General features: G+C 55.3%; 22 protein-coding genes. 8 read left to right on the top strand and 14 right to left on the bottom strand.

Going from position 1 to position 25,998, the window contains the following annotated elements; all coding sequences use genetic code 11:
- The first annotated feature begins 340 nt into the window (after positions 1 to 340).
- Entirely contained in the window at positions 341 to 1,258 is a 918-nt protein-coding gene (locus PH552_RS00810) for a LysR family transcriptional regulator (protein WP_285165353.1), read from the top strand.
- A gap of 205 nt (positions 1,259 to 1,463) precedes the next feature.
- On the opposite strand, the gene PH552_RS00805 is transcribed toward PH552_RS00810, so the two are convergent.
- Entirely contained in the window at positions 1,464 to 2,618 is a 1,155-nt protein-coding gene (locus PH552_RS00805) for a M24 family metallopeptidase (protein WP_285165352.1), read from the bottom strand.
- Between the two features lie 289 nt (positions 2,619 to 2,907).
- On the opposite strand from PH552_RS00805, the gene PH552_RS00800 reads away from it, so the two are divergent.
- From PH552_RS00800 to PH552_RS00770, 7 genes are read left to right on the top strand one after another with little or no spacing between them, the layout of a single operon-like run.
- Positions 2,908 to 4,440: an ABC transporter substrate-binding protein gene (locus PH552_RS00800; RefSeq protein ID WP_285165351.1), complete on the top strand. Its 1,533-nt coding sequence runs from the start codon at positions 2,908 to 2,910 to the stop codon at positions 4,438 to 4,440.
- Positions 4,441 to 4,467: 27 nt separating this feature from the next.
- Positions 4,468 to 5,385 (top strand): ABC transporter permease, encoded by a 918-nt coding sequence (locus tag PH552_RS00795; RefSeq protein WP_285165350.1) that lies wholly within the window; start codon positions 4,468 to 4,470, stop codon positions 5,383 to 5,385.
- A 1-nt stretch (position 5,386) separates the two neighbouring features.
- Positions 5,387 to 6,232, top strand: coding sequence for an ABC transporter permease (locus PH552_RS00790; RefSeq protein ID WP_285165349.1), 846 nt, complete (start codon positions 5,387 to 5,389; stop codon positions 6,230 to 6,232).
- The gene (locus PH552_RS00785; protein ID WP_285165348.1) at positions 6,229 to 7,263 is read left to right on the top strand and encodes an ABC transporter ATP-binding protein; all 1,035 of its coding nucleotides are present in this window, start codon (positions 6,229 to 6,231) and stop codon (positions 7,261 to 7,263) included. The genes PH552_RS00790 and PH552_RS00785 overlap by 4 nt, the downstream gene beginning before the upstream one ends.
- Positions 7,260 to 8,243, top strand: a complete 984-nt coding sequence (locus PH552_RS00780; RefSeq protein WP_285165347.1) for an ABC transporter ATP-binding protein — start codon at positions 7,260 to 7,262, stop codon at positions 8,241 to 8,243. Before PH552_RS00785 ends, PH552_RS00780 begins: the two co-directional genes overlap by 4 nt.
- Positions 8,243 to 9,190, top strand: a complete 948-nt coding sequence (locus PH552_RS00775; protein ID WP_285165346.1) for a D-2-hydroxyacid dehydrogenase — start codon at positions 8,243 to 8,245, stop codon at positions 9,188 to 9,190. The genes PH552_RS00780 and PH552_RS00775 overlap by 1 nt, the downstream gene beginning before the upstream one ends.
- A gap of 46 nt (positions 9,191 to 9,236) precedes the next feature.
- Positions 9,237 to 10,505 (top strand): glycerate kinase type-2 family protein, encoded by a 1,269-nt coding sequence (locus tag PH552_RS00770; RefSeq protein WP_285165345.1) that lies wholly within the window; start codon positions 9,237 to 9,239, stop codon positions 10,503 to 10,505.
- 747 nt (positions 10,506 to 11,252) lie between these two features.
- On the opposite strand, the gene PH552_RS00765 is transcribed toward PH552_RS00770, so the two are convergent.
- The 13 genes from PH552_RS00765 to PH552_RS00705 all read right to left on the bottom strand — a co-directional run bounded on the left by PH552_RS00765 (position 11,253) and on the right by PH552_RS00705 (position 25,968).
- A complete protein-coding gene (locus PH552_RS00765; protein ID WP_113249228.1) occupies positions 11,253 to 12,194 on the bottom strand; it encodes an electron transfer flavoprotein subunit alpha/FixB family protein in 942 nt (313 codons plus the stop codon).
- A 23-nt stretch (positions 12,195 to 12,217) separates the two neighbouring features.
- Positions 12,218 to 12,979 carry an electron transfer flavoprotein subunit beta/FixA family protein gene (locus tag PH552_RS00760; protein WP_113249227.1) on the bottom strand — a complete coding sequence of 254 codons (762 nt, stop codon included), beginning with the start codon at positions 12,977 to 12,979 and terminating at the stop codon, positions 12,218 to 12,220.
- Between the two features lie 35 nt (positions 12,980 to 13,014).
- Positions 13,015 to 14,229, bottom strand: coding sequence for a pyridoxal phosphate-dependent aminotransferase (locus PH552_RS00755; protein ID WP_162736938.1), 1,215 nt, complete (start codon positions 14,227 to 14,229; stop codon positions 13,015 to 13,017).
- Between the two features lie 38 nt (positions 14,230 to 14,267).
- Positions 14,268 to 15,782 (bottom strand): aldehyde dehydrogenase family protein, encoded by a 1,515-nt coding sequence (locus PH552_RS00750; RefSeq protein ID WP_285165344.1) that lies wholly within the window; start codon positions 15,780 to 15,782, stop codon positions 14,268 to 14,270.
- Between the two features lie 325 nt (positions 15,783 to 16,107).
- Positions 16,108 to 17,010: a DMT family transporter gene (locus PH552_RS00745; protein ID WP_285165343.1), complete on the bottom strand. Its 903-nt coding sequence runs from the start codon at positions 17,008 to 17,010 to the stop codon at positions 16,108 to 16,110.
- A gap of 105 nt (positions 17,011 to 17,115) precedes the next feature.
- Complete coding sequence (locus PH552_RS00740; protein WP_113249223.1) at positions 17,116 to 18,588, bottom strand: NAD-dependent succinate-semialdehyde dehydrogenase; 1,473 nt, start codon at positions 18,586 to 18,588, stop codon at positions 17,116 to 17,118.
- Positions 18,589 to 18,703: 115 nt separating this feature from the next.
- The gene (locus PH552_RS00735; RefSeq protein WP_113249222.1) at positions 18,704 to 19,078 is read right to left on the bottom strand and encodes a nuclear transport factor 2 family protein; all 375 of its coding nucleotides are present in this window, start codon (positions 19,076 to 19,078) and stop codon (positions 18,704 to 18,706) included.
- Between the two features lie 10 nt (positions 19,079 to 19,088).
- A complete protein-coding gene (locus PH552_RS00730; RefSeq protein ID WP_113249221.1) occupies positions 19,089 to 20,396 on the bottom strand; it encodes an aminotransferase class III-fold pyridoxal phosphate-dependent enzyme in 1,308 nt (435 codons plus the stop codon).
- A gap of 30 nt (positions 20,397 to 20,426) precedes the next feature.
- A complete protein-coding gene (locus PH552_RS00725) occupies positions 20,427 to 21,626 on the bottom strand; it encodes a M20 family metallopeptidase (protein ID WP_162736936.1) in 1,200 nt (399 codons plus the stop codon).
- A gap of 37 nt (positions 21,627 to 21,663) precedes the next feature.
- Positions 21,664 to 22,620, bottom strand: a complete 957-nt coding sequence (speB, locus tag PH552_RS00720; protein ID WP_113249219.1) for an agmatinase — start codon at positions 22,618 to 22,620, stop codon at positions 21,664 to 21,666.
- A 33-nt stretch (positions 22,621 to 22,653) separates the two neighbouring features.
- Complete coding sequence (locus PH552_RS00715; RefSeq protein ID WP_285165342.1) at positions 22,654 to 23,562, bottom strand: ABC transporter permease; 909 nt, start codon at positions 23,560 to 23,562, stop codon at positions 22,654 to 22,656.
- Positions 23,563 to 23,572: 10 nt separating this feature from the next.
- Complete coding sequence (locus tag PH552_RS00710; protein WP_285165341.1) at positions 23,573 to 24,670, bottom strand: ABC transporter permease; 1,098 nt, start codon at positions 24,668 to 24,670, stop codon at positions 23,573 to 23,575.
- A 173-nt stretch (positions 24,671 to 24,843) separates the two neighbouring features.
- Positions 24,844 to 25,968, bottom strand: a complete 1,125-nt coding sequence (locus tag PH552_RS00705) for an ABC transporter ATP-binding protein (RefSeq protein ID WP_285165340.1) — start codon at positions 25,966 to 25,968, stop codon at positions 24,844 to 24,846.
- Positions 25,969 to 25,998 lie beyond the last annotated feature (30 nt).

The raw sequence follows: 25,998 nt of genomic DNA, 5'->3' as shown, positions 1-25,998 counted from the left end.
GCGAAAGTGCTGCTCGGATGATAGCGATCAGTCCTGTTCAAGGAGCAAAAATCAACGTTCCCTATAACTTTATGTCCTGATCGATCCGCTCGCGTGAGTTCGGCGTCGCGATCGCGTTATCTTGCAAAAGACAGAGATGCCGCGGAAGTGCAGCGAATGGATCGTTCATCATGAAATACTAGCTCGCGTTGCTCGGAATTCCCGGGCATTGAGGGTAAGGACGTTGTCAATGAACGATTGCTCCTGCATTTATGAAGGGTAAGGCAAAATGGAAGCCGAGGCGGACTATGGATAATGAACGGGCACTACCAGCGTCGGCGGACGCGAAAGCGTTAGGAATATGCTGAAAAACTCGCTCCGGTATTTCATCTCGGTCGTAAGGAATGGGTCAATTCGCGCGGCTTCGTCGGAACTGCATGTTGCGCAATCCGCTATTAGTAGACAGTTGCAGCAACTGGAGCATGAAGTAGGCCAACCACTTTTGGAGAGGCGCGCAAGAGGCGTCACTCTCACGCCTGCCGGCGAGGTGTTATTCGCCTACGGTCGAGAGGCTGTATTCCAAGAAGAGCGGCTTGAATCAGAGCTCGACGCGCTGCAGGGGTTGCGGAAGGGACACATACGGATTTCGTCGATGGAATCGCTGGTCCCTCTACTCCTGCCAAAAGCGATTGATCGCTTCAAAACCCAGTACCCAGGCATAACCTTCTCGGTTGAGATAGAAACCAGTGACACAGTTGTAAGCAGGGTTTCAGAGGGAGCGTGCGATATCGGCATCGCTTTCATGCCCAACACGACCGATGAAACACGGGTTATATACCGTTCCAGGGAACCTCTGTACGCGGTTGTCGTGAGGTCCCATCCTCTTGCGAAGAAAAAGCAAATCAGCGTCAGCGATCTTGCCATGCATCAGGTCGGGCTCGGCCCCCGTTATAGCGGGGGTAGAATACTTTTCGATCAAGCATGTAGGGAAGCGCATGTTCAAATCGTACCATCTCTTGAATCTACATCGGTGGAACTTTTGCATCGATTTGCGCAGATGGGAACGGGGGTTGCCGTGTTGCTCCGCCATAGCTGCGCGGAAACAATCGGAAGCCGGAAGCTCAAGGCGATCCGCTTCGAGGACGAGATCCTGAACTCTGGTTCTCTCGAAGTCTTTGCCCTTAGCGGACGCCGTCTGCCGGTTGCAGCAGATCGTTTTCTTTCGATTCTCAAACAGGAAATGGATGTTTTCAGAATGGTCCCTGATCTGACACAGTGAAGATCGGACGCTGTCTGTGCCGGCATCCCTGAGGCAAAGCGCTCCCGGTCCTAGATCCGATCGCTGTCCCACATCCAGCACGCGTTAAAGCAACGGCTCTCGTGGACGAATGATCTAACGCGAGGAACCGAGGGCGGCTTTGGAGAAATCGAATTTTGCATAAAGCTGTGCGGACGGACCGGCATATGGTGCCGGTCCAGACCTGTTAGCGCGCGGTGAATTCACCAAGTATGGGTATTTCTTTCGGCGCTAAACCAAGTGTCAGAATGCGGTTGCCCCTTTCCGTAATTAGTACGAGGTCCTCGGTGTGGTAGCAGCTGCCTTCTTCATCGGTAGTCATTGGCTCGATATTGATTACCATGCCGGGTGCGAGCGGAGTTTTGTCCCCCGGCCGGATCATTGGCCGCTCGTGGACTTCGATCCCAAAGGAGTGCCCAACGTGAGGAAGCGTGCATGGAAGGCCGCGCTTTTCGAATTCCGATTTGCAGAGGAAGAAAATCTCCTCGGCCGTGACGCCCGGCTTCATAGCTGCAATTGTGACTTCCTGGACATCGCACAGCTTACGGTAGGTTTCTTGCTGCAGTTTCGACGGATTTCCGGTCGAGAACGTCCTGGCAAAATCGCTCATGTACGCCCCATACAACCCCCCGACATCCAACCTCAATATCTGGCCGGGCTGCGTAGGATAATCGCCTGGGTGATTATGGATATGCGGAGTTCGTTCACCGGACGCGAGGTGTAAATGAAGTGTGCCATCCGCCCCGGCGTCAAACATCTTCTTGATAATGCGGTTAGCGAGAGCTTTATCCGTCTCCCCGACCTTGCCTTCCCCAATTCCTTCCAGAACCGCCTGATGTGTCTGTCTTGCGACGCGCTCAAGAACGGCGATCTCGTCGGGAAGCTTCACGCTACGGATGGAGGCGACATCTTCGGTAGTATTAAGAATCTTGAGATCAGGCAGCGCCTCTGTCAGGCGCACGTATGAGGAAACAGGAAGATAATCCAAGTCCATCCCGACAAGACCGTGGTCAAGTTTTAACTTCCTTAGGGTCGCCGCCAGGGCATCGACAGGCTCTTGAACAAATTCGGTATATAAAGTCACGTCGCGGACCCAGCTCTCCGATCGGACCAGGCTATCTTCGATACTGCACACGACAAGTTCTGCCGCGCCGTCTTTTTTCAGTATTACGAACGCCTGACGAGGCCGTAGGTTTTCCACGGTAGTGACGTGCACTCCAGCAACATAAGTGAAATTTTCAGGACTCATGCAGATGAGCGCGTCGAGCTGCTTTTCGGCAAGCAGCTTTTCAAGCGCAGCTTTATTGGGACGGACTTTCAATTTTTGCTCCTCTTCATCCATGGAGTTTGTACAGGTTCAGCTTAGGCCTACATGTGGAATATCGAAAAGCGCTATAAAGCGATCTCTCTGATGCCGGTTCAGCATCGCTCAATAGCGTGCCCTGGCTTGGTCAAACCCTAAGGAAGAGCGCTTTTCAGGCCGTAGACCACTGGTTCTGCGCCATCATCTCCCGGGCTCTGATGCCAAATGGGCAACATAAAGAACGCAAAATTGAGCTTTTTGTAAGCGAAGAGACATGATCTGATGATTTTTGCAAAACAGATCCACCACGAGATCTAGGGGAACCAGAATGAATCCGACAGAAAAACGCATTCCACACAATAATCTGCAGGCGAGGATGTTGGGGATATTGACCGGCGCAGCAGCGCTCGTCGCCGTAGGCGCCTGTCAGGCCCTGGCTGCAACGACACTCACGATTGGCGCAGCAACTTTTCCGGATTCGTTGATGACCGGCGTATCGTCTGCAACCTCAGAAAGCCTGATTTTGCAGACCTACGACACCCTAGTAGCCCGCGACAATGACGGGAACTTCGTGCCTTCGTTGGCAGAGCGTTGGGATCCAATTGACGCTAATACCTGGCGGTTTTACCTTAGGAAGGGTGTAAAGTTCCACGACGGTAAGGAGCTTACTGCCCAGGATGTTAAATTTACGATCGACCGAGTGATTGATCCGCAGACCGGTTATGGCTTCCTTGGGCGAATTAGCCAAGTGTCGGGCGCAGCCGTCGTTGACCCTTATACGGTCGACATCAAAACGAAATCAACTTTTCCAACGCTTCCGAAAGGCCTAACGGACGTCGTTATCGAAGCGGAACATTACTATAAGGAGGTTGGCGCCGACGGCGTGAAACGCCAACCGATGGGGACCGGACCCTTCATCGCGAAGAAATGGGTGCCTGGAGACCGGTACGAACTCGAAGCCAACAAGCAGTACTGGAATGGCGCGCCGAAGGTCGACCGCCTCGTAATTCGACAGATACCCGAGGCAGCAACTCGTATCGCAGCCCTCCTTTCCGGCGAGGTTGATATTATCGAGGAGGTGCCGATTGATTCCGTTGAGGAAGTCGAGGCATCTGGTGTCGCTAAAATCCATAGTGCGTCGACGACAGTAGGACTGGTGCTGACCTATGATGTTCGAAAGCCGCCTTTTGACAATCCGAAAGTTCGAGAGGCCTTGGATTACGCGGTAGATAAACAGCTGATCCTCAAGGAAATTCTCAAAAACAAAGCTGAACTATTGGACGGTCAACTCGTCACTAAAAAAACTTTGGGTTACAATCCGGACATTCGGGCAAGACCGTACGACCCCGAGAAGGCAAAGCAACTTCTCAAAGAGGCAAATTTCGACTTTAAGACGCCCATTGCTATCATGACGCAGGCCGGCAAATACGTGTCCGACGTCGACATCTGCAACGCAATCGCCGGCATGCTGCTTGACGTCGGAATCACCGCAAACATTAACGTCGTTGAGAGTGGTGTGTACCTGAAACAGTGGGCCGTCAAAGAGATGGGGCCCATCTATATGGTTGGCTGGTACAGTCAAGGCGACGCGGACTTCGCCTCCGTTTGGTACACTGAGAGTGGAAAGCGCACGACGTGGACCAATCCGGAATACGAGCGGCTTTTCAAAGAAGCTCGATCGACCCTGGACGAGGGCGCGCGACGCAAAATTTACGCCCGAATGATGCAGATTTTGCACGACGAAAATCCGTCGATGTTCCTATACGGTCTTCCTGCAGTTTATGGTGCGGCGTCAAAGGTAAAAGGCTTCAAAGCCCCTTATGACAAGATACTCCGCGTGACCGACGTCGCCTTCCAATAGTCCTGAGAACCAGCATCGGTAGCTCACATGCTCTCGTACATACTTCGCCGACTGGTCTATCTCCCTTTATCGGTGCTGCTGGTGTCGGCCGTAGCGTTCATTGCCCTGCGGGCAACGGGCAATCCTGTCGACATCTATCTTAACCTTGACCGAACTCAAGAGCAGGTAGACGCGCTAACGGCGCGTCTACATCTGGACGAACCAATCGTCGTACAATTCGCCATCTATGTGCGAGATGTCTTAACTGGCGATTTTGGAGAGTCACTTCAGTTTGGTGGCGCGGCGTTCGAAGTGGTGATGTCCCGCTTGGCAGCTACTATAGAGTTGCTCGCAGTAGGCGTCATTCTTGCCGTTGTACTCGGCGTTTTTGCCGGGTTCACAGCTGCATTGCGAAAAGATCGCGTATCGGATTTCCTGATCTCCACGGCTGCGGTAGGAGCGCAGTCGATGCCAAGCTTTTGGCTCGGCATATTGTTGATCCAGTTTTTTGCAATCGATCTTCAATGGCTGCCTACCTCTGGACGTGGAAGCATCCTCAACATGGTAATGCCAGCGACAACGCTCGCCGCATTCATAATGCCAAACTTCGTGCTAATTACACGCACCAGCGTCTTGGAAACCCTAAACGAGCAGTTTGTTATTACCGCGAGAGCCAAGGGAATGTCTAGGACACGCATCCTTGTCTTCCACGTCCTGCCAAATGCGCTCAACCCCATCTTAAGTTTTCTGGGACTTCAGGTCGGGCGTCTGATGGGAGGCGCCATTGTGACAGAAACGATCTTCGCGTGGCCGGGAGTTGGTCGTCTGATGATTTCGAGCATCTTTCAGCGTGACGTGCCTGTCGTTCTTGCGGGCGTCTTCGTAATCAGTCTCATCATGGTCGGTGTAAACCTCCTGGTCGACATTCTGATTTCCCTCAATGACCCTCGCATTGGGATGGACTGATATGAAAGAACGAATCTTCGGGACAAGAACGAAAATCATAATTGGTGGCTCGATCCTAGCCTCTACCGCTATGGCGGCGATATTCGCTCCCTACGTCGCGCCATATGATCCATTCGCGCAAAACCTTTTGCGTCGGCTTAAGCCGCCTGCCTTCATGGAGGGAGGTAGTTTCAGAAATATTCTTGGCACCGACAATTACGGAAGAGATGTTCTCTCCCGGTTGATATATGGAGCCCGCACGTCAATTTCCGTCGGTCTGGCGGCCATGATCCTGTCTTTCGCAATCGGGACTTTGGCCGGTTTGATTGCAGGCTTCAAGGGCGGCCGTGTAGAGCAATTTATCATGCGTTTTGCGGACGCACATATGGCTTTCCCCGATATCCTCTTTGCGATCATCATGGCCGCCGCGATCGGTGGCGGAACATTAAACCTGGTCATCGTCCTGGGGATCTCAGGATGGATGATCTATGCTCGTCTTGTCTTTGGGATGGCCCGATCGATCAAGCAAAGGTCGTTCGTCGAAGCTGCGGTTTCTTACGGGGGGAGCGACCGCTACATTATGTTTCAGCACATTCTCCCGCAGATCATTCCGGTCTTGGCTGTTGTCGCCACTCTCCAAGTCGCACAGATGATCCTTCAAGAAGCTGCCCTGTCATTTCTGGGCCTCGGCTTACCTCCACCGGCGGCCACCTGGGGAAACATCTTGTCGGAGGGTCGAGAACGCCTTTTCGCCGCTCCGTGGATTGCTAACTGCGCGGGTATCGCAATCATCATCGTGGTGTTTAGCATCAACATGCTCGGCAACGGTTTGCGCGAGTACCTCGATCCGAAGGAACAATCGAGATGAAATCCAGCCGCGATTCAGTTGCACCGTTCCTGGCCCCTCCCCGATCGGACATTCTGCTGAGAGTTAAAGATCTCAGTGTTGATTTCCACACCAGTTCCGGAGTGGTCCGAGGCATCGAAAAGGTTAGCTTCGACTTGCGGAAGGGCCAGGTGCTCGGCTTGGTTGGAGAATCCGGCAGCGGGAAAAGCGTAACAGCTCTGTCTCTCCTCCGCTTGATGCCCGAGGAGGTGGCCGAATTGACCGAGGGCCAAATCTTGCTCGACGGAGTTGACCTTGTCGGGCTTACAGAGCGGGAGATGCGTGGCATCAGGGGTCGCGATATTGGCATGATCTTCCAGGATCCCATGACATCGCTCAATCCCTTGATGAAGATTGGCGCTCAAGTTGCGGAGCCGCTCCGATTCCATTTGGGAATGACCCGACATGCAGCGATGAGACGCGCGGGAGAGCTGTTGGATCTTGTGGGTATCAAGGATCCAGTTCGCCGCCTCGATCAGTATCCTCACGAATTATCCGGAGGAATGCGTCAAAGAGTTCTCATCGCGACTGCTATTGCCTGCGAGCCAAGATTGTTGATCGCGGATGAACCCACCACTGCATTGGATGTAACAACGCAGGCCCAAATCCTAGACCTGCTCCAAAAGCTGCGCGACGACATGGGCGTTGCGATCATTTTGATCACGCACGATCTCGGGGTTGTCGCTGAATTTGCTGACGACGTTCAAGTGATGTACGCGGGCCGTCCTGTCGAGCGAGCGCCAGTAGGCCATATCTTTGAAAACCCAGCACACCCTTACACTCAAGGGCTGCTTCGCAGCATTCCGCGTTTCGACATCGCGGCCGACAGGCTGACAAGCATCGATGGGTCTGTTCCGAGCCCACTGGCGATGCCTCCCGGATGTCCGTTTTTGCCGCGTTGCGACAAGGGACACCCGGACTGTTCACAGAGAGTGCCGCCATTCCGGGCGGTTTCACCAGAACGAAATGTCGCATGTCTCTATCCTTTGACTGAAGGGAGCGCTCGTCTATGAAACCTCTGATCTCCGCTTCTAACCTTTCAAAATCGTTTCCGATATTTGCCGGTCGATTGATGAAGAGGCAAATTGGCGCGGTGAACGCAGTCGATAACGTATCCTTTACGATCGAACGCGGCGAGACCCTTGCGGTTGTAGGCGAGAGCGGCTGCGGAAAATCAACAATGGGTCGTCTCGTGATGCGATTGATCGAGCCCACCGCCGGTCAGATTGATTTCGACGGTGCAGATCTGATGACATTAAAGGGCGAAAAGCTAAAACAAGAAAGACGGCGCCTACAGCTCATTTTCCAAGATCCATCAAGCGCATTCAACCCCCGGATGACTGTTGGAAACGTCATCGCGGAGCCGATGAAGATTGCCAGGCGCTCAGTTGTTGAGCAAAATGAGCGTGTCCGCGAATTGCTTCCGCTCGTTGGGTTGTCGCATGAGCATGGCGATCGCTTTCCTCACCAGTTCTCCGGCGGGCAGCGCCAACGGATCGGTATCGCGAGAGCACTTGCACTCCGTCCTGATTTTGTTGTGTGCGACGAACCAGTCTCAGCACTTGACGTTTCCGTACAAGCTCAAGTCGTGAACTTGCTCAAAGACCTGCAGCAGCAGTTTGGGCTGACCTATATGTTTATCTCCCACGATCTTCGCGTCGTCCGGCACATCGCGGACCGTGTCGCCGTGATGTATCTTGGCAGGCTCGTTGAGTATGGCGATAAGCAGCAGGTCTACAACAATCCAATGCATCCCTACACGCAGTTGCTGATGTCTGCGGTGCCGTTGCCTCAACCCGGCCGAAAGCGACAACTCACTGCTCAGGGCGAGATCGAGAAGCAAGAGCTACTGGACGGTGGCTGTCGATTTGCAAACAGGTGCCCGAACGCGATGTCCGTTTGCAAGAATCTCGTGCCAGAGCTGGTTGACACCGGAGCCGATCACAAGACCGCGTGTCATTTTGTAAATAAATCGATTGGAGTAGCAGTTTGATGAACATCGTGTTTCTAGACCGTCAGACCATCGGACCCTCGGTTGACCTGACCAGGCCGAGTTTTTCCCATCAATGGTCTGAATATGCACAAACGACGCCAACTGAAGTCGAAGAACGCATCTCACAGGCGGACATCGTAATTACCAATAAGGTCGCGCTGACAAGGGAGCTTCTTCAGTCTGCACCTAAACTGAAAATGGTCGCAGTTGCCGCAACGGGCTACGACAAAATCGACATACTAGCGGCGGCTGATCACGGTGTTATCGTTTCGAACGTCCGCAATTATGCAAGGAATACGGTTCCGGAGCACACATTTGCACTCATTTTCGCCATTAGAAGATCGCTTATACCGTATCATCGTGATGTGGCTGCCGGTGAATGGCAACGCTCCGGCCAGTTTTGCTTCTTTAATCACCCAATACGTGACCTTGCCGGCTCAACGCTTGGCGTCATCGGAAAAGGTGCGATCGGAAACGCGGTTGGGAAAATCGCTGACGGAATCGGTATGGATGTCAAGTTTTACGACGTTGCCGATCCCGCTCATAGCAACATAGCTCTTTTTGAAGAGATCCTTGAAACGTCAGATGTGATCACCTTGCATGTTCCTCTAACCGACGGGACTCGCGACCTGTTTACTCTCCGTGAGTTTTATAAGATGAAACGCAAACCCATTATTATAAATACTGCGCGGGGCGGTATTATCAACGAAGGGGATCTTGTCGTTGCGCTCAAAAGCGGTCTCATCCAAGGCTTCGGCGTCGACACACTAACTGTTGAGCCGCCCCCACCTGACCACCCGATCCTTACGGTTCTTGACCATCCGGGCGTTGTTGTGACGCCGCATGTCGCTTGGGCGAGTCACGAGGCTATGCAAGCCCTTTGGCACCAGGTGGTTGAGCTCATTGAAAACTTTCATCAAGGCAAGCCGACGAACGTCGTCACATAAAGCTTTTCGAGGTTTGCTTCACCTTTGGCAATAATGGGTTTGGTGCATGACCTGGGACACGATCAACGCACGTGGTTTTCTCACGAACCTGTTCACAGAGGCAATAGCCAGTGCTAACCCTCGAAATCTGATCAGGAAGCATCTTCCAGTTCCGCCACACGGGCGTTGTATCGTCGTGGGTGCGGGTAAGGCGAGCGCAGCGATGGCCGCCGCCCTGGATACAGCCTGGCCAGATGTCGATCTCTCCGGTGTTGTGGTCACCCGTTATGGGCATGCGGTCCCGGCAGGCCGCATCGAGGTGCTCGAAGCATCACATCCAGTGCCAGACGATCGAAGCGTTGAGGCTGCTTGCCGCATGCTGTCCGCGGTGCGTAATTTGAAGCCAGACGATCTGGTCGTTTCGCTTGTTTCAGGCGGAGGATCATCGCTTCTGGTGGCTCCAGCAGGCCAGATGAGTATCGAGGACAAAAAAGCTGTCAACCGGGCATTGCTCCTAAGCGGGGCTACGATTTCCGAGATGAACCGTATTCGTACGAAGCTTTCCCTGGTGAAGGGGGGTGGTCTGGCCGCAGCAGCTTTCCCAGCGAAAGTTGTCACTCTCCTCATTTCGGATGTTCCCGGAGATCAGCCAGCGGAGATCGCCTCCGGCCCGACCGTGAAACCGATTGAGTACGTTGAATCCGCATATAGCATCGCGCGTCGCTATAACTTGGATATTCCCGAGGCCGCCTGGGATGTACTTCGCTCAAAGGAACCTGCTCATGAGACGAGGTTCCCCGAAATGGTGACCGAGATAATTGCAAGCCCCAGGATGGCTTTAGAGGCGTGCGCCGCTTCTGCCAAAGCGTCCGGAGTTACGCCGATCATACTAGGCGACGCATTAGAAGGAGAATCAAAGGAGCTAGGGCGGCTTATGGCCGGGATTGCGACATCTGTGAAGAGGAACGGCCATCCGGTTCAAGGCCCAGCGGTCCTCTTATCAGGTGGAGAAACTACGGTGACCATTGGTGGTGGTTCGAGGGGCAAGGGGGGAAGGAACACTGAGTTCCTTTTGAGCTTAGCAGTCGAACTCAGGGGCACGCAAGGCGTCTGGGCAATTGCCGGGGATACTGATGGGATAGACGGGAGCGAAGACGCTGCAGGAGCGTTTATAACCCCAACAACTATTTCCCGCATGCAGGAAAGAGGGATCGATCCTCGGCTCTGTTTGGAAAAGCACGATAGCTACACAGCGTTCCGCGCGGTTGATGACTTAATTGTTACAGGGCCCACTCTAACCAATGTCAACGACGTGCGCGCAATACTCATTGATTAGGCATCCCGGAAAGAAGGAGCATCGCTTGGACGTGGAAGATTGAGCACCACTCCCTCGACGCTTGCTTAAGGCTGGTGTTTCGGTGTCGTAATTCTTGGCCAAACATTGACTCCTTGACATACTACAAGATGGCCATCGTGGAGCATGGTCGATACGGGCACGTTCGCCGATGCCGACGCAACGCATCCGATCTCCTCACCGATCTGCATGTGCCAGCTAATCCTCGGTAAAACTTTCGCCGATCGCACACGTGAAGCATGCATACGGCCGAAACACCAAAAGCATCGGCCGCTCATCCCATTTCAAGGGAGGCCCGTAGAACCATACTGCCGAAAAGAGATCACGGACGATGCACATCACGTGCGGATGCATGATTTCGCGGGCCCGATGGAAGATTTTAGGCTTTCCGCTCGTCCTGCTTGCGCACGCAGCCACTGTTAACGCGTTCATCATGGTCCAACCAGCTTCCTGTTTACCCACATACTCTAGCGGAATCGACGTAAGCCTCCGGTGAAGGCCGCAGGTCAGGCCGCTTGAGCGTTGATGGTCGGCGGTGGGAGGCACGAAGGTCTTAAGACCAGAATGCCAAACTACGGTCAGCGCACCTGCGAAAGCCCAGACGGTTGCCAAAGCGAGTGCTGCTTCTGTCGTCGCCTGCGCCTTCACTACAGCACCAACCGCGCCATGCTGTTTTATACAAAGGACCCGTGCAGATGTTTCAGTTCGAACAGGGAGCTTGGGGGATACTCACCGGCTCTCAATTGCTGCTTGAAGCTCTGGGATAACGTCGAAGAGGTCGCCGACGAGGCCGTAGTCGGCGACCTGGAAGATCGGCGCTTCCTCGTCCTTGTTGATGGCGACGATGACCTTCGAATCCTTCATGCCGGCGAGATGCTGGATCGCACCCGAGATGCCGCAGGCGATGTAGAGCTGTGGAGCCACCACCTTGCCGGTCTGTCCGACCTGCCAGTCGTTCGGGGCGTAACCTGCATCGACGGCTGCGCGCGAGGCGCCGACGGCGGCACCGAGCTTGTCGGCAACCGGCAGCATGACTTCCTGGAACTTTTCTGCGGAGCCGAGCGCACGGCCGCCGGAGATGATGATCTTGGCGGAAGTGAGCTCCGGACGATCTGATGTTGAGAGGGCGTCCGAGACGAAGGTCGAAAAGGTGCCGGAAAAAGCTGCCGTTGAGATTTCCTCAACGGCAGCAGCTGGGCCTTGGGAGGCCGGGGAAAAGGAAGCGGTGCGCACCGTGATGACCTTTTTGGCGTCGGTCGCCTGTACGGTTTGGATGGCGTTGCCGGCATAGATCGGGCGCTTGAAGGTGTCGGCGGAGACGACTTCGATGATCTCGGAGATCTGCGCGACATCGAGCAGAGCGGCAACGCGCGGGAGCACGTTCTTGCCGGTCGAGGTCGCAGCCGCGATGATCGTGTCGTAGCTGCCAGCCAGCGAAACGATCAGATCTGAGAGCGGCTCGGCCAGATTGTTGGCGAGTTCGTCGCTTTCGGCGAGCAGAACCTTGGAGACGCCTGCGAGCTTGGCAGCCGCATCGGCAGCAGCCTTGGCGCCATTGCCGGCGACCAGCACGTGAACGTCGCCACCAATCTTGGAAGCGGCCGTCAGTGCCTTGCCGGTCTGGTCGGAAAGGGTTGCGTTGTCGTGGTCAGCCAGAAGAAGAATGGCCATGGTAGTAAATCCTTTCGCGAGCCTCAGAGGACGCCAGCTTCGACTTTAAGCTTTTCGACAAGTTCGGCGACCGACTTGACCTTGACGCCTGCCTTGCGGCCGGACGGCTCCTCGGTCTTCAGAACCTTCAGGCGCGGGCTCGTGTCGACGCCGAAATCAGCCGGGCTCTTCTTGTCGAGCGGCTTCTTCTTCGCCTTCATGATGTTCGGCAGCGAGGCATAGCGTGGCTCGTTGAGGCGAAGGTCAGTGGTGACGACAGCCGGGAGCTTGACGTCGATCGTCTGCAGGCCGCCGTCGACTTCGCGGGTCACGGTTGCCTTGCCCCCAGGGCCAGTACCTTCGATCTCGATCTTCGAGGCGAATGTCGCCTGGGCGGTACCGAGCAGGGCGGCGAGCATCTGGCCGGTCTGGTTCGAATCGTCATCGATTGCCTGCTTACCGACGATGATCAGGCCGGGCTTTTCAGCATCGGCGACGCCCTTCAGGATCTTGGCAACGGCGAGCGGCTCTAGCGTCTCGTTGGTTTCGACGAGAACGGCGCGGTCGGCGCCCATGGCGAGCGCGGTGCGCAGCGTTTCCTCGGCCTTGGCCGGACCGATCGAGACGACCACCACTTCCTCAGCCTTGCCGGCTTCCTTCAGGCGCAGAGCCTCTTCGACCGAGATCTCGTCGAACGGGTTCATCGACATTTTCACATTGGCGAGCTCAACACCCGTGCCATCCGGCTTGACGCGGATCTTCACGTTGTAATCAACCACCCGCTTCACCGGGACGAGAATTTTCATACCAGTTCCTCTATCAAGCACCGTTTGTCTGCCGATCACAGGGAGGAGCAGAATCGGGCCAAACGGTCCATCCCGGCCGAAATCGCATCCTCCGATCCTGAAAACGATATTCTTACAAACGCAGACATGTTCGGTCCGAAGGCAGTACCAGGCACAAGCGCCAGACCGTGTGTATCGTAGAGCCGCTGAGCAAACTGAGTGCCTGTCATTCCGGTCGCACTTACGTCGACAAAACAGAACATGCCACCTGCGGGACGGACAAATTTCAAAGAAACGATCTCGGAAAGGCGTGCGCACATCAAGTCGCGACGCCTGCGCAATTCCTCGGAGAAAAAGCGCATCTCGGCCTCGCCTTCTGGAGAGAGCGCAGCGGCAGCAGCGTCCTGCACGAAGGTCGGTGAACCGAAAAGCATGCATTGAGCGAAGTTGTGTAGATGCAGGGTTGCTTCAACGGGTGCAAGCGTCCAACCGACGCGCCAGCCCGTCATAGCGTGCGACTTGGACAGACTATTGACGAGAATCGTGCGGTTCCGAAATTTTGGCAGTGAGGAGATTGACGTAAACTTTCCGTCAAAGACTGCGCTTCGGTAGACTTCGTCGCTAACTACCCAAAGGTTGTGATATTCCGCAAAATCAGCCACCGTTTTGAGGTCATCGGGACTAAGAACGTATCCCCCGGGGTTGTTGGGAGAATTGAGCAAAATTGCGCGAGACTTCGAGCTGACAGCCCGATCCAGCACGTCCCTAGTGACCTTCGCGCATGTGCTTTCCAGGTTCAGTTCTACCGGCTTGGGAGTCGCCCCACCCGCGCGGATCGTCGCCTCATAAGTAGCATACCAGGGCTCGAAATACAGGACTTCTTCGTCAGCCCCTGCGACGGTCATCATGGCCGCGAACAAGGCGTTCTGTGCTCCGGCGAAGACTGTGACCTCGTTAGGCGTCCATGTTTGACCATCGAAGCGGCTCTGAGCGCTGGCAATATTGAGGCGCAGTTCGGGCGTACCGGGCACCGGCGCGTAGTGGGTTCGCCCTGTCCGGATGCTTTGTATCGCTGCCTCGGATATCCGTTCGGGCGTATCGAATGAGGTATCCCCAAGGCACAAGCTGATAACATCTGCCCCTCTATCCAATGCATCGGCTGCCGCGTCCGCAATGGCCCAACCTGCGGCGCCCTCGCTCGCGATAGCCCGCGTATGGGACGAGAACCTAAGGTCCTGGTTTGGAATGGACAAATGCTGCACGGTTTTCATATCCAGACTTCCTTCCCTGAAAGCGCTATCGAACGCCATCAGTCGTTTAGTTGCACATATATGCTTTTGGTGGAGAGAAAGCCGTCCAGCTGCTCGGGTCCCATATCTTTGCCGAAACCAGATGCCCCGAAACCACCAAACGGCATCGTTGGGTCAACGAGCCCGTGGGCGTTGATGTAGATGTTACCCGCCTTGAGCCGACGCGAGAGCGTGATCGTCTCGTCCACGCTTTCCGAGTAGATCGCAGCCGCCAGCCCATAAATGCTCGAGTTTGCTCTCTCGACTGCCTCATCGAGGCTATCGAACCTTGCTACACCTAATACGGGCCCAAAGATCTCCTCCCGGAAGATGCTCATATTCTCGGAGCACTGGTCGAAGATTGTAGGTAACAAAATCCCGTCTTCGCGCGCGCTGCCCTGCCCGAGCTCCCCGGTGACCAAAGCCGCCCCTTCGGCGTGTGCCGTTTCAATGTGCTTCAGCACGCGGCCGCGATGTGCCGCAGAAACTAAAGGCGTTATCTTCGCCCTCGGATCGAGTCCGGGTCCGATGGGCAAATTCTCAGCTCCAGAACGGAGCTTTGCCAGCAACTCATCGTGAACACTCGCATCTGCATAGACGCGCGAGCCTGCATCGCAGACTTGACCTGAGTTTAAGAAAATTCCGGCTAGAATGGCATTGGCTGCGTTGTCGACATTCGCTTTGCTCGTTACAATGACCGGCGACTTGCCGCCGAGTTCGAGGGTCAATCGCTTCATGGTGTCAAGCGCAGTCTTACCGACAGACGTTCCCACCGGGGTCGATCCCGTGAAAGAAAGCTTGTCAACGCCGGGATGGGCTGCAAGTGCTTGCCCTATGACATGACCAAAACCGTTGACGACGTTGATGACGCCGCTTGGGAAGCCGACTTTAGCCGCCAAATACGCCAGGCGCATTGCCGACAACGGCGTTACCTCGGACGGCTTACAAATGATAGTGCAACCGCATGCGAGCGCCGCAGCAATTTTCCATGAAAGTATCTGGAGTGGGAAATTCCAAGGTACGATCGCAGCGACGACGCCTACTGGCTCTTTGATCGTGTAGGTGAGTGGATGGCCAGGAAGAGCCACCGCGCTTGCTGTCCTGCCGTCAAGTTTGCTAGACCAGCCCGCGAAATACTCCAGATTGGCAACGGCTCCCGGAACATCGACCGTGCGCGCATCACTGATCGATTTCCCAACATCGATCGCCTCAAGATGCGCGAGAACCTCCAAGTCTTCTTCCATGGCAGCGGCCAAGCGCAAGATGAGCTTTTGCCGCTCGAGCGCGGACATCTTACCCCATGGTCCCGTGAGCGCCCTGCGGGCAGCATTAACGGCTAGATCCACGTCGGCCGCAGTCCCATTGGCAATGCCAGTCAAGCGCTTAGAAGTAAAAGGTTCGACTAGGTCAATCTGGTCATCCGAGGATCTAGTCTCATTTCCATCGATGAAGTGGCCTATGGGCCGATTAACAAACGACACAACCTCGGCGGGAACGCCAAACTGCTCGAAGTAATGGACGATGTTCTGGTGCATCAAGCTCTCACTTTCGTTGATCTTCGCTCGAGGAATACGAGCCGGTTGCTAGCGGGAGGCGCGATGGATCAATCGTTGTGGCATTTCGTTGCTGCCAACTTGATGCATCGAATTATAGATGGGTCTCCTCCTCGCCAGCGCCTGAACGCTTTCCAGTGCAAAGCCAAATAGCCAGATGAACTTCTTACTAGTGATGAGGAAGGAGCGCGATCTCGATAGGCCAAACCATTGTTTGAGTAAGGCCAACCTCGAAGCCGATGTTCCGGACGTAGACCAACTCTCAGGCTGGTTAAGTATCTGACGTTCGCGAGTGCTCTACACTTGCTCACCGCGTCGCCCCTCGTGAAGATATGACCGTTCCTGCAAAAATAAGACCTGCAGCTAAGATCAACTGGAGAGAAGCCCGGTCATCAAAGAAAGCCAACGACAGAGCCATGCCGGAGATCGGTTGCAGGAACTGCATCAAGCTTATCCGGCTCACTCCGCCCTGGCCGAGTGCCCAGTACCAGCAGATATAGCCGAGGATCGTGACACCAAACGCTAGGTACCCAAGAGCGACCCATGTTGCAGGGTGCCAAAGGGTGGCATCTACCGAGACCACTAGTCTTGCCGACAACGGAACAAGAACAGCTCCGGAAATAGCTGCACCCCAAAATGTGATGCCGCGAGCCGGATAACCGCGCTTCTGCAGTCTTCCGCCGAGGACGTAACCTGCGCTGGCAAAGAACGTAGATAAAAGAACAAGAATGTCGCCTTTGAACGACGCTTCGCCTATGGCGGCAGCCCCTTCCCACTTGAACACGAGTATGGCCTCGCCAATGACTGCGAGAACACAGCCGAGCCGCCAGGGAATCGGCGGCATTTCCCAATCGACAGCAAAAGCGATTGCAGAGGTGGTGACGGGCATGAAGGCCAAAATCATAGCGCCGTGTGAAGCAGACGTCGTCTGCATTCCCAGCGAAAACACCGTAGGGAATGCAATCATTCCGCAGGCTCCAGCTAGAGCCACCTGGAAAACGTCTCGACGATGCCGCGGAGGTCTGATCTTTAAGATGACCGCGAGCGCAAGTCCTCCGAGACCGCCGGCCGTTGTACGGATCGTCATCACGTCAAGAGGTGAGACTTCCGCTAAAGCAAACTTGGTCCCAACAGGCGAGGCACCCCACAAGACTACAGCAATTGTCGCCGCGGCGTAGATCAAGGCGAACGACGTTGATTTCTCAGTCATATTTGAAAGCCCTGGGATAAGGAGCGGACTTCTGCTTGATAGGCACCATCTTTCGGTGCGGAGACGACAGCAGGCATTTGCACCTGCCATCGTCTTCATGCATCGTTACACATCTAGGCAGATGTATTTGAGGTCGATATAATCGTCAGCTCCATACTTCGAGCCTTCCCGGCCCAGCCCTGATTGCTTGACGCCTCCAAAAGGCGCGAGTTCGGATGAGATCAGGCCGGTATTGACGCCGACCATTCCGGTTTCCAGATCCTCGGCCACTCGAAAGATCCTACCGATATCGCGAGAGTAGAAGTAGCCCGCCAACCCAAATTCGGTGTCGTTGGCCATGGCTATCACCTCCTCTTCTGTCTGAAACTTGAAGAGGGGAGCGAGCGGACCAAACGTCTCTTCCTTGGCGACCTTCATCTCTGAGGTAACGCCGACAAGAACTGTGGGATTGAAAAAGTGGTCGCCCTGGTCAGCCAATGAGCCCCCTACAGCGATCTTCGCGCCGCGCGATACTGCATCTTCGACGTGTTCCCTGACCTTTTTGATGGCCTTGCCATCGATAAGGGGACCGATTTCAGAGCCTGGAGCGAAACCGTCTCCAACGGCCAGTTTGGCAACCCGCTTGGCAAGCTTCTCGGCGAACTCGTCGTAGATACCCGCCTGGACATAAATGCGATTTGCACAGACGCAGGTTTGCCCGGCATTCCGGAACTTTGCCGCAATTGCCCCTTCCACGGCTGCATCAATGTCAGCATCATCGAAAACAATGAACGGGGCGTTTCCCCCCAGTTCGAGGCTTAGTTTTTTGATCTGGTCAGCGCCCTGCCGCATGAGAATGCGCCCAACATTTGTCGAGCCGGTAAACGAGATCTTTCGCACCAACTCACTCGTGCAAAGTGTAGTCCCAACCATGGCCGCATCCGTGGAAGTGATCACATTCAGGACGCCAGCTGGTACGCCCGCACGGTGCGCAAGAACAGCAAGCGCCAATGCCGACAGGGGAGTTTGCGCTGCCGGCTTTGCGACCAACGCGCAGCCGACGGCGAGCGCCGGAGCCAATTTCCGGGCGAGCATAGCGCTCGGAAAGTTCCACGGGGTGATGGCTCCAACGACGCCAACTGGTTTCTTAAGGACAAACAGGCGTTTGTCCGTCTGATGCGCAGGAATAACATCGCCGTTGAGGCGCTTGGCTTCCTCTGAAAACCATTCAATATAGGCCGCCCCATAGAGGATTTCGGTCCGAGCTTCTTGAAGAGGCTTTCCCATCTCCGCGGTCAGAATGATTGCCAGATCTTCAACACTGTCCACGATGAGGTTGTACAGCTTCCGAAGTGTCGACGACCGCACTTTGGCCGTGAGCTTCGCCCAATTCTTCTGAGCCGTATACGCCGCCTCGATAGCGGCCTTCACTTCGGCAACCGTCAGATTTGGCACTGTGCCCAGAACTTCACCATTCGCAGGGTTAGAAATTTCGAAGGTCGATCCGTCCAAAGCAGTAATCCACTGCCCGTCTACATAAGCCTTCTCTACAAGAAGAGTGGGATCTTTCAATTTTGAGACGAGGCTCGTATTGGCCATAGTTCACCTTTAGGCAGCTCATAGCGCAGCAGCCCGACAGCAGAGCGGCAGTCGGCCCAAAGCGCATAACAGATTGAATGATGCTCGCCTCGTGAGGGGCGAACATCAGAGTCAGTTAGACTTCAAAATGCCAGACCTTCGAGACAATCTGCCACTTCCCATCGACCAAAACGAAGGTCAGGTCGTCGACGAAACGCTTGGGCAGATAGACGTCCTTGACACGCGCGTGAGCGGTGGTGGGGCTTGCAATGGTGACTGAAAGTATCTCGTCCTGGCGCGTGTCGCCCTTTTCTTGTGGAGACGGGCGGTTGGCAACCATCTCAAGATAGGCGTCTACATTCAGGTTCACCAGATTTCCCTCCGTTGCAGAATACAACTGAGCTCGTGGGTGAAAGACTGAGCGAAACTTCTCGACATCGCCAAGGTATAGCGCGTCTAGATAAGATTGGACTGCCGCCGTGACTTCCTCAGTAACAGTATTTTCGGTCATGGGTCGTCCTTCAGGCTGCGCCGCGTTCAAACTCTGCGTCCGCCAGCGCCAGACCGTGATCGAGAGCCGCGAGCAGTGTATCAAGTTCGCTGTCGGAGATGATGAAAGACGGCGCGAGGAACAAGGAGGTTTGCTCGCCACTTGTCCCGATGATTGCACCTGCCTCGATTGCGCGCGCCGCTACTCGCGAAGCGATCGGGGAGACAGCGGTGTCGGCATACCACTGGCGCCAATCTGGGCCATGTAGTTCGACCGTCCAATGCAGACCAAAGCCATCAACTCGTGCGACGCTCGGGTGCCGCCGAGCAATCTCGATGAGACCCTGCTTCATCTTTGCCTCAAGCTTCTTGACGCGACGAATGATTTCGCCGTCCTTCATCACGGAGAGATAGGCGCGGATCGCTGCAACTGCGCTTGGATGTGCGCGGAACGTACTGTACGTCTGCCAGCTCTTGCCCTTCATTTGGTCAACGATGTCCTTGGACATGACGACCGCACCCGCGGGAGCCGAACCACCCGCAAGGCATTTACCGAGGGTGACGATATCAGGACGGGTTTCACCACCCTGGAAGGCGAACCAGCGCCCGCTGCGACCAAGGCCCGTCACTACTTCATCTGCGATCCAGAGCGACCCGGCCTTACGAGCTGCATTTGCGACGTAATCTTGGTATTCGGGATCGTAATACGTTCCGCCCTGAGTGTAGTCGATAATGGTTGCAGCCACTGCAGAGAGCGCCTCCTCAGTCCCAACCATCCGTTCGCTGAGAGGCCGATTATCGGAGACACCGCCGAACTTGGCATTTACGGGACCGGGAATGATGCGGACGGGAACTTGAGCTGGAACTGGTTTGCTTCCCCCGCTCTGAAGAGCAAGGCCGCCGTGCCAATGGGGCTGCACGGTCATCTGGCGCGACAGGCCGGTCATGCCATGATAGGCCCGCTCGCGGGTTGCGAGTTCCGTGCGACCTGTCAACGCTTGCGAGAACGTCAAAGCAAGATCGTTCGCTTCGCTCCCCGAGATGAAGAAGCGAACGGCGCCAACCCAGCTTTTCTCCTCGCCAAAGGCGATCTCAATGAGATCATCGGCGGCGGCTTCACGCTCGGCCCAAAACCAACCTTCATTGATAACAGGGTTGGAAGCGGCCTTGATCATTGCCTCAACCATGACCGGGTGTTTGTGACCAAGTGGACCGCCCGTATTGCTGCCGTCAATGAGACGACGTCCGTCCGCCAAGATGAAGTACACACCTTCGCCGTCGACTACCTTGATGACCGGATCTTTGCCGGCATTGAGACCAGTTTGAAGAAGTCTGCTCATTTGAGCCTCCGTAATTACCAGAAAGAGAAATCAGTTGGCTGTAGCCACGCCACAAACATCGACGATCATGCGGCTCCAGATGCCGCATGCCTCGACAAGATCTGCGACCAATATGTGCTCGTCGGGGGTGTGGGCCCATTTCTCGTTACCTGGGCCGAGACCGACAGTCGGAATGCCTGCAGCACACATGAAGGTACCGTTGACACCGAACCTCCAGGAAGCAACTGAGTCCGGCTTCCCGGTAATGCTTTCCCGCGCGCGGAGCGCGGCCTGGACAACTGGGCTGTCTGGCTCAACCCACATCAGTGGGTAATGGACGATCACATTCAGATCATACTTGAAACCGGAATTCGAAGAAGAAATACGATCAAGAATATCGCGAAGCTCCCGCTCACAAGTCTCAGCCGTTTCTCCGCGCACATATCGACGATCAACGCGAATAATGCAGCGGTCTGGGACGACCGCCGTTCCATTATCCGGCGAGGACTTCATGGAAATCAGAGTGACCGTTGCAGGGCCAAGAACATCATCGTTCTTCATCGCATTGGCGTATTGCTGAAGTGCTTCGAGGAAGGGAACAGCTTCAAAGACGGCATTAATGCCATTTCCGGGTTCCGATGCGTGTGAAGTGCGCCCGTGAACAGTGATTTCAACATCAATTTTTCCGCGATGTCCGATATGCACACGACCCCGGCTGGATTCCGTATTGAGACCGTAGTCGGTACGGACGCCCCTCGCAATTACGGATGGGACACCCAGCGGAGAGTCCACTTCCTCGCCAACGTCAGCCACAAATACCACGTCCCCACGAAGTTTCACGCCCGCCTTCTTGATCGATGCGATCGCGTAGGCGCTGGCCATGACATTGCACTTCATGTCACATGTTCCACGACCGTAGATCGCGAGGCCTTCTTCGCCCCAACGGCTCGCATCCACGAGGTCCCCACTGAAGGGATCGCTCATCTCGCCGGTCGGAACGTGATCGATATGGCCGTTAACCATGAGCGAGGGACCGTTACCTTCGCCACGAAGGACCCCGATCACGTTTCCATTCGGGTCGATTTCGACGTTGTCGAAACCAAGTTCGTTCAAGTGTCTTGCATAGATTTTCGCTACATTTCCCTCCTCAAAGGAAAGGCTAGGCGTCCTGACAACTTCCTGACAAGCGGCGACCATCCTGTCGCCATCAAGAGAGTTGTCGATTGCTGAAAAAATTGTTTGATCTATCATGGTTGCGCGCCCCATTTGCCCAGAGGAAACCATCTGTTCACCGAGCTTTCTCGATCGCCTTCGCCATGACGCAAAGCATTTCGAACATCATGTTTGCCGCCGTGACACACGTGATGCCGGTGGGATCGTAAACCGGTGCGACTTCGCTGATGTCAGCGCCAATGAGATCCTTGCCCTGCAGCGAGCGAATGATGACCTGAAGGTCGCGTGGCAACAGGCCACCAATTTCTGGCACGGCCGTACCCGGTGCATAGGCGGGATCAATGCTGTCGATGTCGAGGGAGATGTAGAAGGGGCCATCGCCGATTACCGCGTTGATCTTCTCGATCACGGCCGCGCGGCCCATTTCCTCGTACTCGTCTTGCGTGATGATGTTGTAGCCCTTGTCGTAGCCAAACTGCACATCGTCATCACCGAACCGGGTGCCACGCAGTCCAAGCTGGACTACTCGTTTAGGATCGATGAGGTTTTCCTCATAGGCTCTACGCATGAACGTTGCGTGGTTCACCTTCGTCCCGCACATGGTGTCCATGACATCTGCGTGGGCGTCGATATGGAGGATCCCGACCGGGCGGTCCTTTGCCAGCGCACGCAGGATCGGAGTGGGGATCGTGTGATCGCCACCGATTGCGATTGGCCGGATTCCGGCCGCCTTGATTTCTTCGAAATAAGCCTGGATCTGATCGATCGAGGCATCCTTGTTGAGAGGATTGATGGGGGCGTCACCAATATCAGCGACAGTGCAAATATCGTAAGGGCGCACACCGCTGACGGGATGGATTCTGCGGATAATGCGCGAGGCTTCGCGCACGCCGGCCGGCCCCTGGCGCGGTCCCGAACGGTAGTTCAGGCCGAGATCGAAGGGCACGCCGCAAAGGCCGATATCGATGCCTCGCTCAATTTCGTGGCGCCGGGTGCGCAAGAAGGTAGCGACGTCAGAGAAGCGCGGAGTGACGGCGGCGTCAACCGGTTGAAAGTCGTTTCTGTCGATCATGAGTGTCTCCTAAAGTTGTGAAGTTTGTTGGGATCAAGCGGCTACGCCGCGCATCCGGTCGGACCGGCGCCGAAGCATTTCGACTGCGGTGAGTAAGCCAATCGAGAGGAAGACGAGGATAGTCGCCATCGCCAAGATTGTGGGGCTGATTTGCTCGCGGATGCCGGCCCACATCTGTCTGGGAACGGTGCGCTGGTCATAGTCCGCAAGGAAGATCACTGTGACGACCTCGTCGAACGATGTCGCGAAGGCAAAGACCCCGCCGGAAATCACTCCCGGAAGGATGAGCGGCACGATAACTTTGAAAAAAACGCGGATCGGGGAGGCACCAAGGGAAAGGCCTGCTCTAATCAGGTTACGATCGAAGCTTTCGAGCGTGGCCGCGACTGTTATCAGCACGAAAGGCGTGCCTAGCACCGTGTGTGCGATTATAAGCCCCGCGAAGGTACCGGTGAGGCCTAAGGTCGAGAAGACAAAGTACATGCCGGCCGACGTTATGACGAGTGGAACAATCATCGGTGAGATGAGAGCGCTCATGACAAGCCCTCTTGCGGGCATGCTCGGACTGGTCAGTCCCAGCGCTGCAAGGGTACCCAGTAGCATCGAAAGGATGGTCGTCGCGACCGCTATGACGACGCTGTTCTTCAGGGAATGAATCCACTGGGCGTTGTTCCAGCTATCGACGATGAAGCCCCACCCAAATGGCACATTCGGATCATTCATGCCGTTCTGGACAATATCCCAATACCAGCGCATCGAAAAAGCCGCAGGTTTCAACTGGAGCATGTCGCTCGAGAAAGTGAAATAGGGCGCAGCGTTGAAGGACAGCGGGATGATAACGAGGATCGGCGCGATCAGGAAAAGAAGAACAAGAGCGCAAAAGGCCAAATAGCTGTAGTGAGCAATCCTGCCAAGAGCCGAGGTGTGTGCGGGCAATGACATTCTACGTCTCCTAACCCATCCGAAGGCCGTTACCGCCGGTCAAACGGTTGAAGAGCCAATATACGAGGAGGACACCAACAAGCAGGATCGATCCCAGGGCGGCTGCGAGCCCCCAGTTCAGAGATTGCTGCATGTGGTAGGCGATGACGTTGGAGATGAGTTGGCCGCTTTGGCCGCCGACCAGCGCGGGCGTGATGTAATAGCCAACGGCCAGAACAAACACGAGAAGTGATCCAGCTAGGACGCCAGGGATCGTCTGAGGCAGGTAAACTTTGCGGAATGCTGTTACCGGAGACGCACCTAGGGAGAGGGCTGCACGGACATACGTCGGTGGGATCGACTTCATCACGCTGTAGAGCGGCAATATCATGAACGGAAGTAGGACGTGAGTCATCGCGATGAGAGTACCCGTCACATTAAAGATCAGCGGAAGACGCTGGCCGTCGCTCACGAGACCGATCGAAACTAGAATGCCATTGATCACACCTTGTCCCTGCAACAGGACAATCCACGAAGTCGTCCGAACAAGCAGCGAAGTCCAGAATGGCAGAAGCACCAGCATCATCAGCAAGTTCGATGTTTTGAGGGGAAGCCTTGCGAGCAGTGCCGCGACCGGATAACCAAGCACCAGGCACAACCCTGCCACAGCTGCACTGACCCACAGCGTGCGTAGAAAAAGCGTCTGATAGATCGCCTTATTTGCGTCTACCCTCTGGACCGTGCCGTCTGCGGCTGTTTGCAAATCGAGCGCTGCTAGGAAGTGTCGAGAGGTGTAGGGTTGGCTCAATTTCTTAATCAAAGCCCAGAGGTCGGGGTTTCCCCAATCCGGTGAGGCCTTTATCAGCGTTTCCTTCCACCCTGCTTCCGGCGTTGCTGAAAGTTGCCGCACCGTCCTCACGACAAGCGGTCTGGCACCCGCCCAGTCAAAGTTGAGAGCGGATGTCACTTGGCCGAGCTTCTGCTCTTCATTCGCCTGCCTCAGGTCGGCGACCAGGTCGGCATAGACCTTTTCTGATGGCGTACCGGTTCCGTCCCAATCGGCAATGCTGGCCGATGTGCGATAGAGAACGGCGCCAAATTCATCATTACTCACCGCGCGCTTCAGCATAGTTGCGAGTGGCCACCCGAACATGACGAGCAAGAAGATGCAAAGTGGCGCCACAAGAGCCAAGGCTTTTAGTTGGGCTTGCCTCTTTGAACGTCGATGCTGCCGTTCCATCGCGCTCAACGAAGGAAGGTCTGGGCCGACAGAGGTTACCCAACCGGTTGCGACGCTCCCCCTCATTGGACGCCTCCATGCGACGGCCCGGAAGCCGGATCCAGAGCGCGACAGTCGTTCGCTTGCCAGCCGAGCGTGATTGCTTCGCCCTTATTAAAAGTCCGCCTGAGCGAAGCATTCTGAACTTTCACCACGAACTCATGTTTGCCAAAGACTCGCACTTGGATGCGAGAGTGGTCGCCAACATAGATCTGATCGACGACCTCTCCCTTCACCGCGGTAACCTGATCAGTCAGCGTTGGCTCAACGACGATGCGCTCCGGACGCAGTGAAAGGAGAGTTGTCCCGCCGACAGCTGCCTTTGTGACGGAAAGTGCGCTGACGGCTTCTCCGTTTTCAAGGCGGACAGTGCAGACGTCACCATCACGCATTTCGACCGTGCCTGGCAGGACATTATTTTCGCCGATGAATTGAGCAACGAAGCTGTTACTCGGTGTCTCGTATATTTCGCTCGGCGTTGCCAGTTGCTGGATCTTGCCAAAGTTGAAGACGGCAATTGTATCGGACATCGTCAAGGCTTCGGCCTGATCGTGTGTCACGTAAACGATCGTCACGCCAAGGCGCTCATGGATGCGCTTGATCTCATACTGCATTTGCTCGCGCAGCTGCTTGTCCAGAGCACCAAGCGGTTCATCCATAAGGACAAGCTTTGGATCGAATACGAGGGCACGAGCGACAGCGACACGTTGCTGCTGACCTCCCGAGAGTTGCGCTGGGCGCCTGTCGCCGAGATGAGGAAGTTCAACCATTTCCAACGCCCGCTTCACCTTCGATGTGATATCTGCTTTGGAAACGTCTCTGACCTTCAGAGGAAAGGCCAAATTCTCTGCAACGGTCATGTGCGGGAAGAGCGCGTAATTTTGGAAGACCATGCCGATGTTGCGCCGCTGAGGGGCAACCCGGTTGATGGGGCGGCCATCCAAGAATATTTCGCCGGACGTAGCGGTCTCGAAACCGGCAAGCATCATGAGGCATGTCGTTTTGCCGGAGCCCGATGGTCCGAGCATGCTCAGGAACTCACCTTCGCGCACTTCGAGGTTCAGATTATCAACCACCGAGGTCTTGCCATCGTAGGTCTTGCTAACGTTCGAAAAGTTAACTGACGCCAACTTGTTATCTCCACCCAATAGTTCACAGGCTGCTGGCAACCCGGTTGC

It is taken from the genome of Rhizobium aureum (assembly GCF_030182495.1).
GTDB classification, from domain to species: domain Bacteria; phylum Pseudomonadota; class Alphaproteobacteria; order Rhizobiales; family Rhizobiaceae; genus Rhizobium; species Rhizobium tropici_C.
The sequence above is the reverse complement of the archived record's forward strand: the minus strand, read 5'-3'. Positions and strand labels throughout refer to the sequence as shown.

Coding starts and splice junctions, on each gene's coding strand:
- PH552_RS00810 (WP_285165353.1), top strand. CDS start 341: ATGCTGAAAAACTCGCTCCGGTATTTCATCTCGGTCGTAAGGAATGGG.
- PH552_RS00805 (WP_285165352.1), bottom strand. CDS start 2,618: ATGGATGAAGAGGAGCAAAAATTGAAAGTCCGTCCCAATAAAGCTGCG.
- PH552_RS00800 (WP_285165351.1), top strand. CDS start 2,908: ATGAATCCGACAGAAAAACGCATTCCACACAATAATCTGCAGGCGAGG.
- PH552_RS00795 (WP_285165350.1), top strand. CDS start 4,468: ATGCTCTCGTACATACTTCGCCGACTGGTCTATCTCCCTTTATCGGTG.
- PH552_RS00790 (WP_285165349.1), top strand. CDS start 5,387: ATGAAAGAACGAATCTTCGGGACAAGAACGAAAATCATAATTGGTGGC.
- PH552_RS00785 (WP_285165348.1), top strand. CDS start 6,229: ATGAAATCCAGCCGCGATTCAGTTGCACCGTTCCTGGCCCCTCCCCGA.
- PH552_RS00780 (WP_285165347.1), top strand. CDS start 7,260: ATGAAACCTCTGATCTCCGCTTCTAACCTTTCAAAATCGTTTCCGATA.
- PH552_RS00775 (WP_285165346.1), top strand. CDS start 8,243: ATGAACATCGTGTTTCTAGACCGTCAGACCATCGGACCCTCGGTTGAC.
- PH552_RS00770 (WP_285165345.1), top strand. CDS start 9,237: ATGACCTGGGACACGATCAACGCACGTGGTTTTCTCACGAACCTGTTC.
- PH552_RS00765 (WP_113249228.1), bottom strand. CDS start 12,194: ATGGCCATTCTTCTTCTGGCTGACCACGACAACGCAACCCTTTCCGAC.
- PH552_RS00760 (WP_113249227.1), bottom strand. CDS start 12,979: ATGAAAATTCTCGTCCCGGTGAAGCGGGTGGTTGATTACAACGTGAAG.
- PH552_RS00755 (WP_162736938.1), bottom strand. CDS start 14,229: ATGAAAACCGTGCAGCATTTGTCCATTCCAAACCAGGACCTTAGGTTC.
- PH552_RS00750 (WP_285165344.1), bottom strand. CDS start 15,782: ATGCACCAGAACATCGTCCATTACTTCGAGCAGTTTGGCGTTCCCGCC.
- PH552_RS00745 (WP_285165343.1), bottom strand. CDS start 17,010: ATGACTGAGAAATCAACGTCGTTCGCCTTGATCTACGCCGCGGCGACA.
- PH552_RS00740 (WP_113249223.1), bottom strand. CDS start 18,588: ATGGCCAATACGAGCCTCGTCTCAAAATTGAAAGATCCCACTCTTCTT.
- PH552_RS00735 (WP_113249222.1), bottom strand. CDS start 19,078: ATGACCGAAAATACTGTTACTGAGGAAGTCACGGCGGCAGTCCAATCT.
- PH552_RS00730 (WP_113249221.1), bottom strand. CDS start 20,396: ATGAGCAGACTTCTTCAAACTGGTCTCAATGCCGGCAAAGATCCGGTC.
- PH552_RS00725 (WP_162736936.1), bottom strand. CDS start 21,626: ATGATAGATCAAACAATTTTTTCAGCAATCGACAACTCTCTTGATGGC.
- speB (WP_113249219.1), bottom strand. CDS start 22,620: ATGATCGACAGAAACGACTTTCAACCGGTTGACGCCGCCGTCACTCCG.
- PH552_RS00715 (WP_285165342.1), bottom strand. CDS start 23,562: ATGTCATTGCCCGCACACACCTCGGCTCTTGGCAGGATTGCTCACTAC.
- PH552_RS00710 (WP_285165341.1), bottom strand. CDS start 24,670: ATGCTGAAGCGCGCGGTGAGTAATGATGAATTTGGCGCCGTTCTCTAT.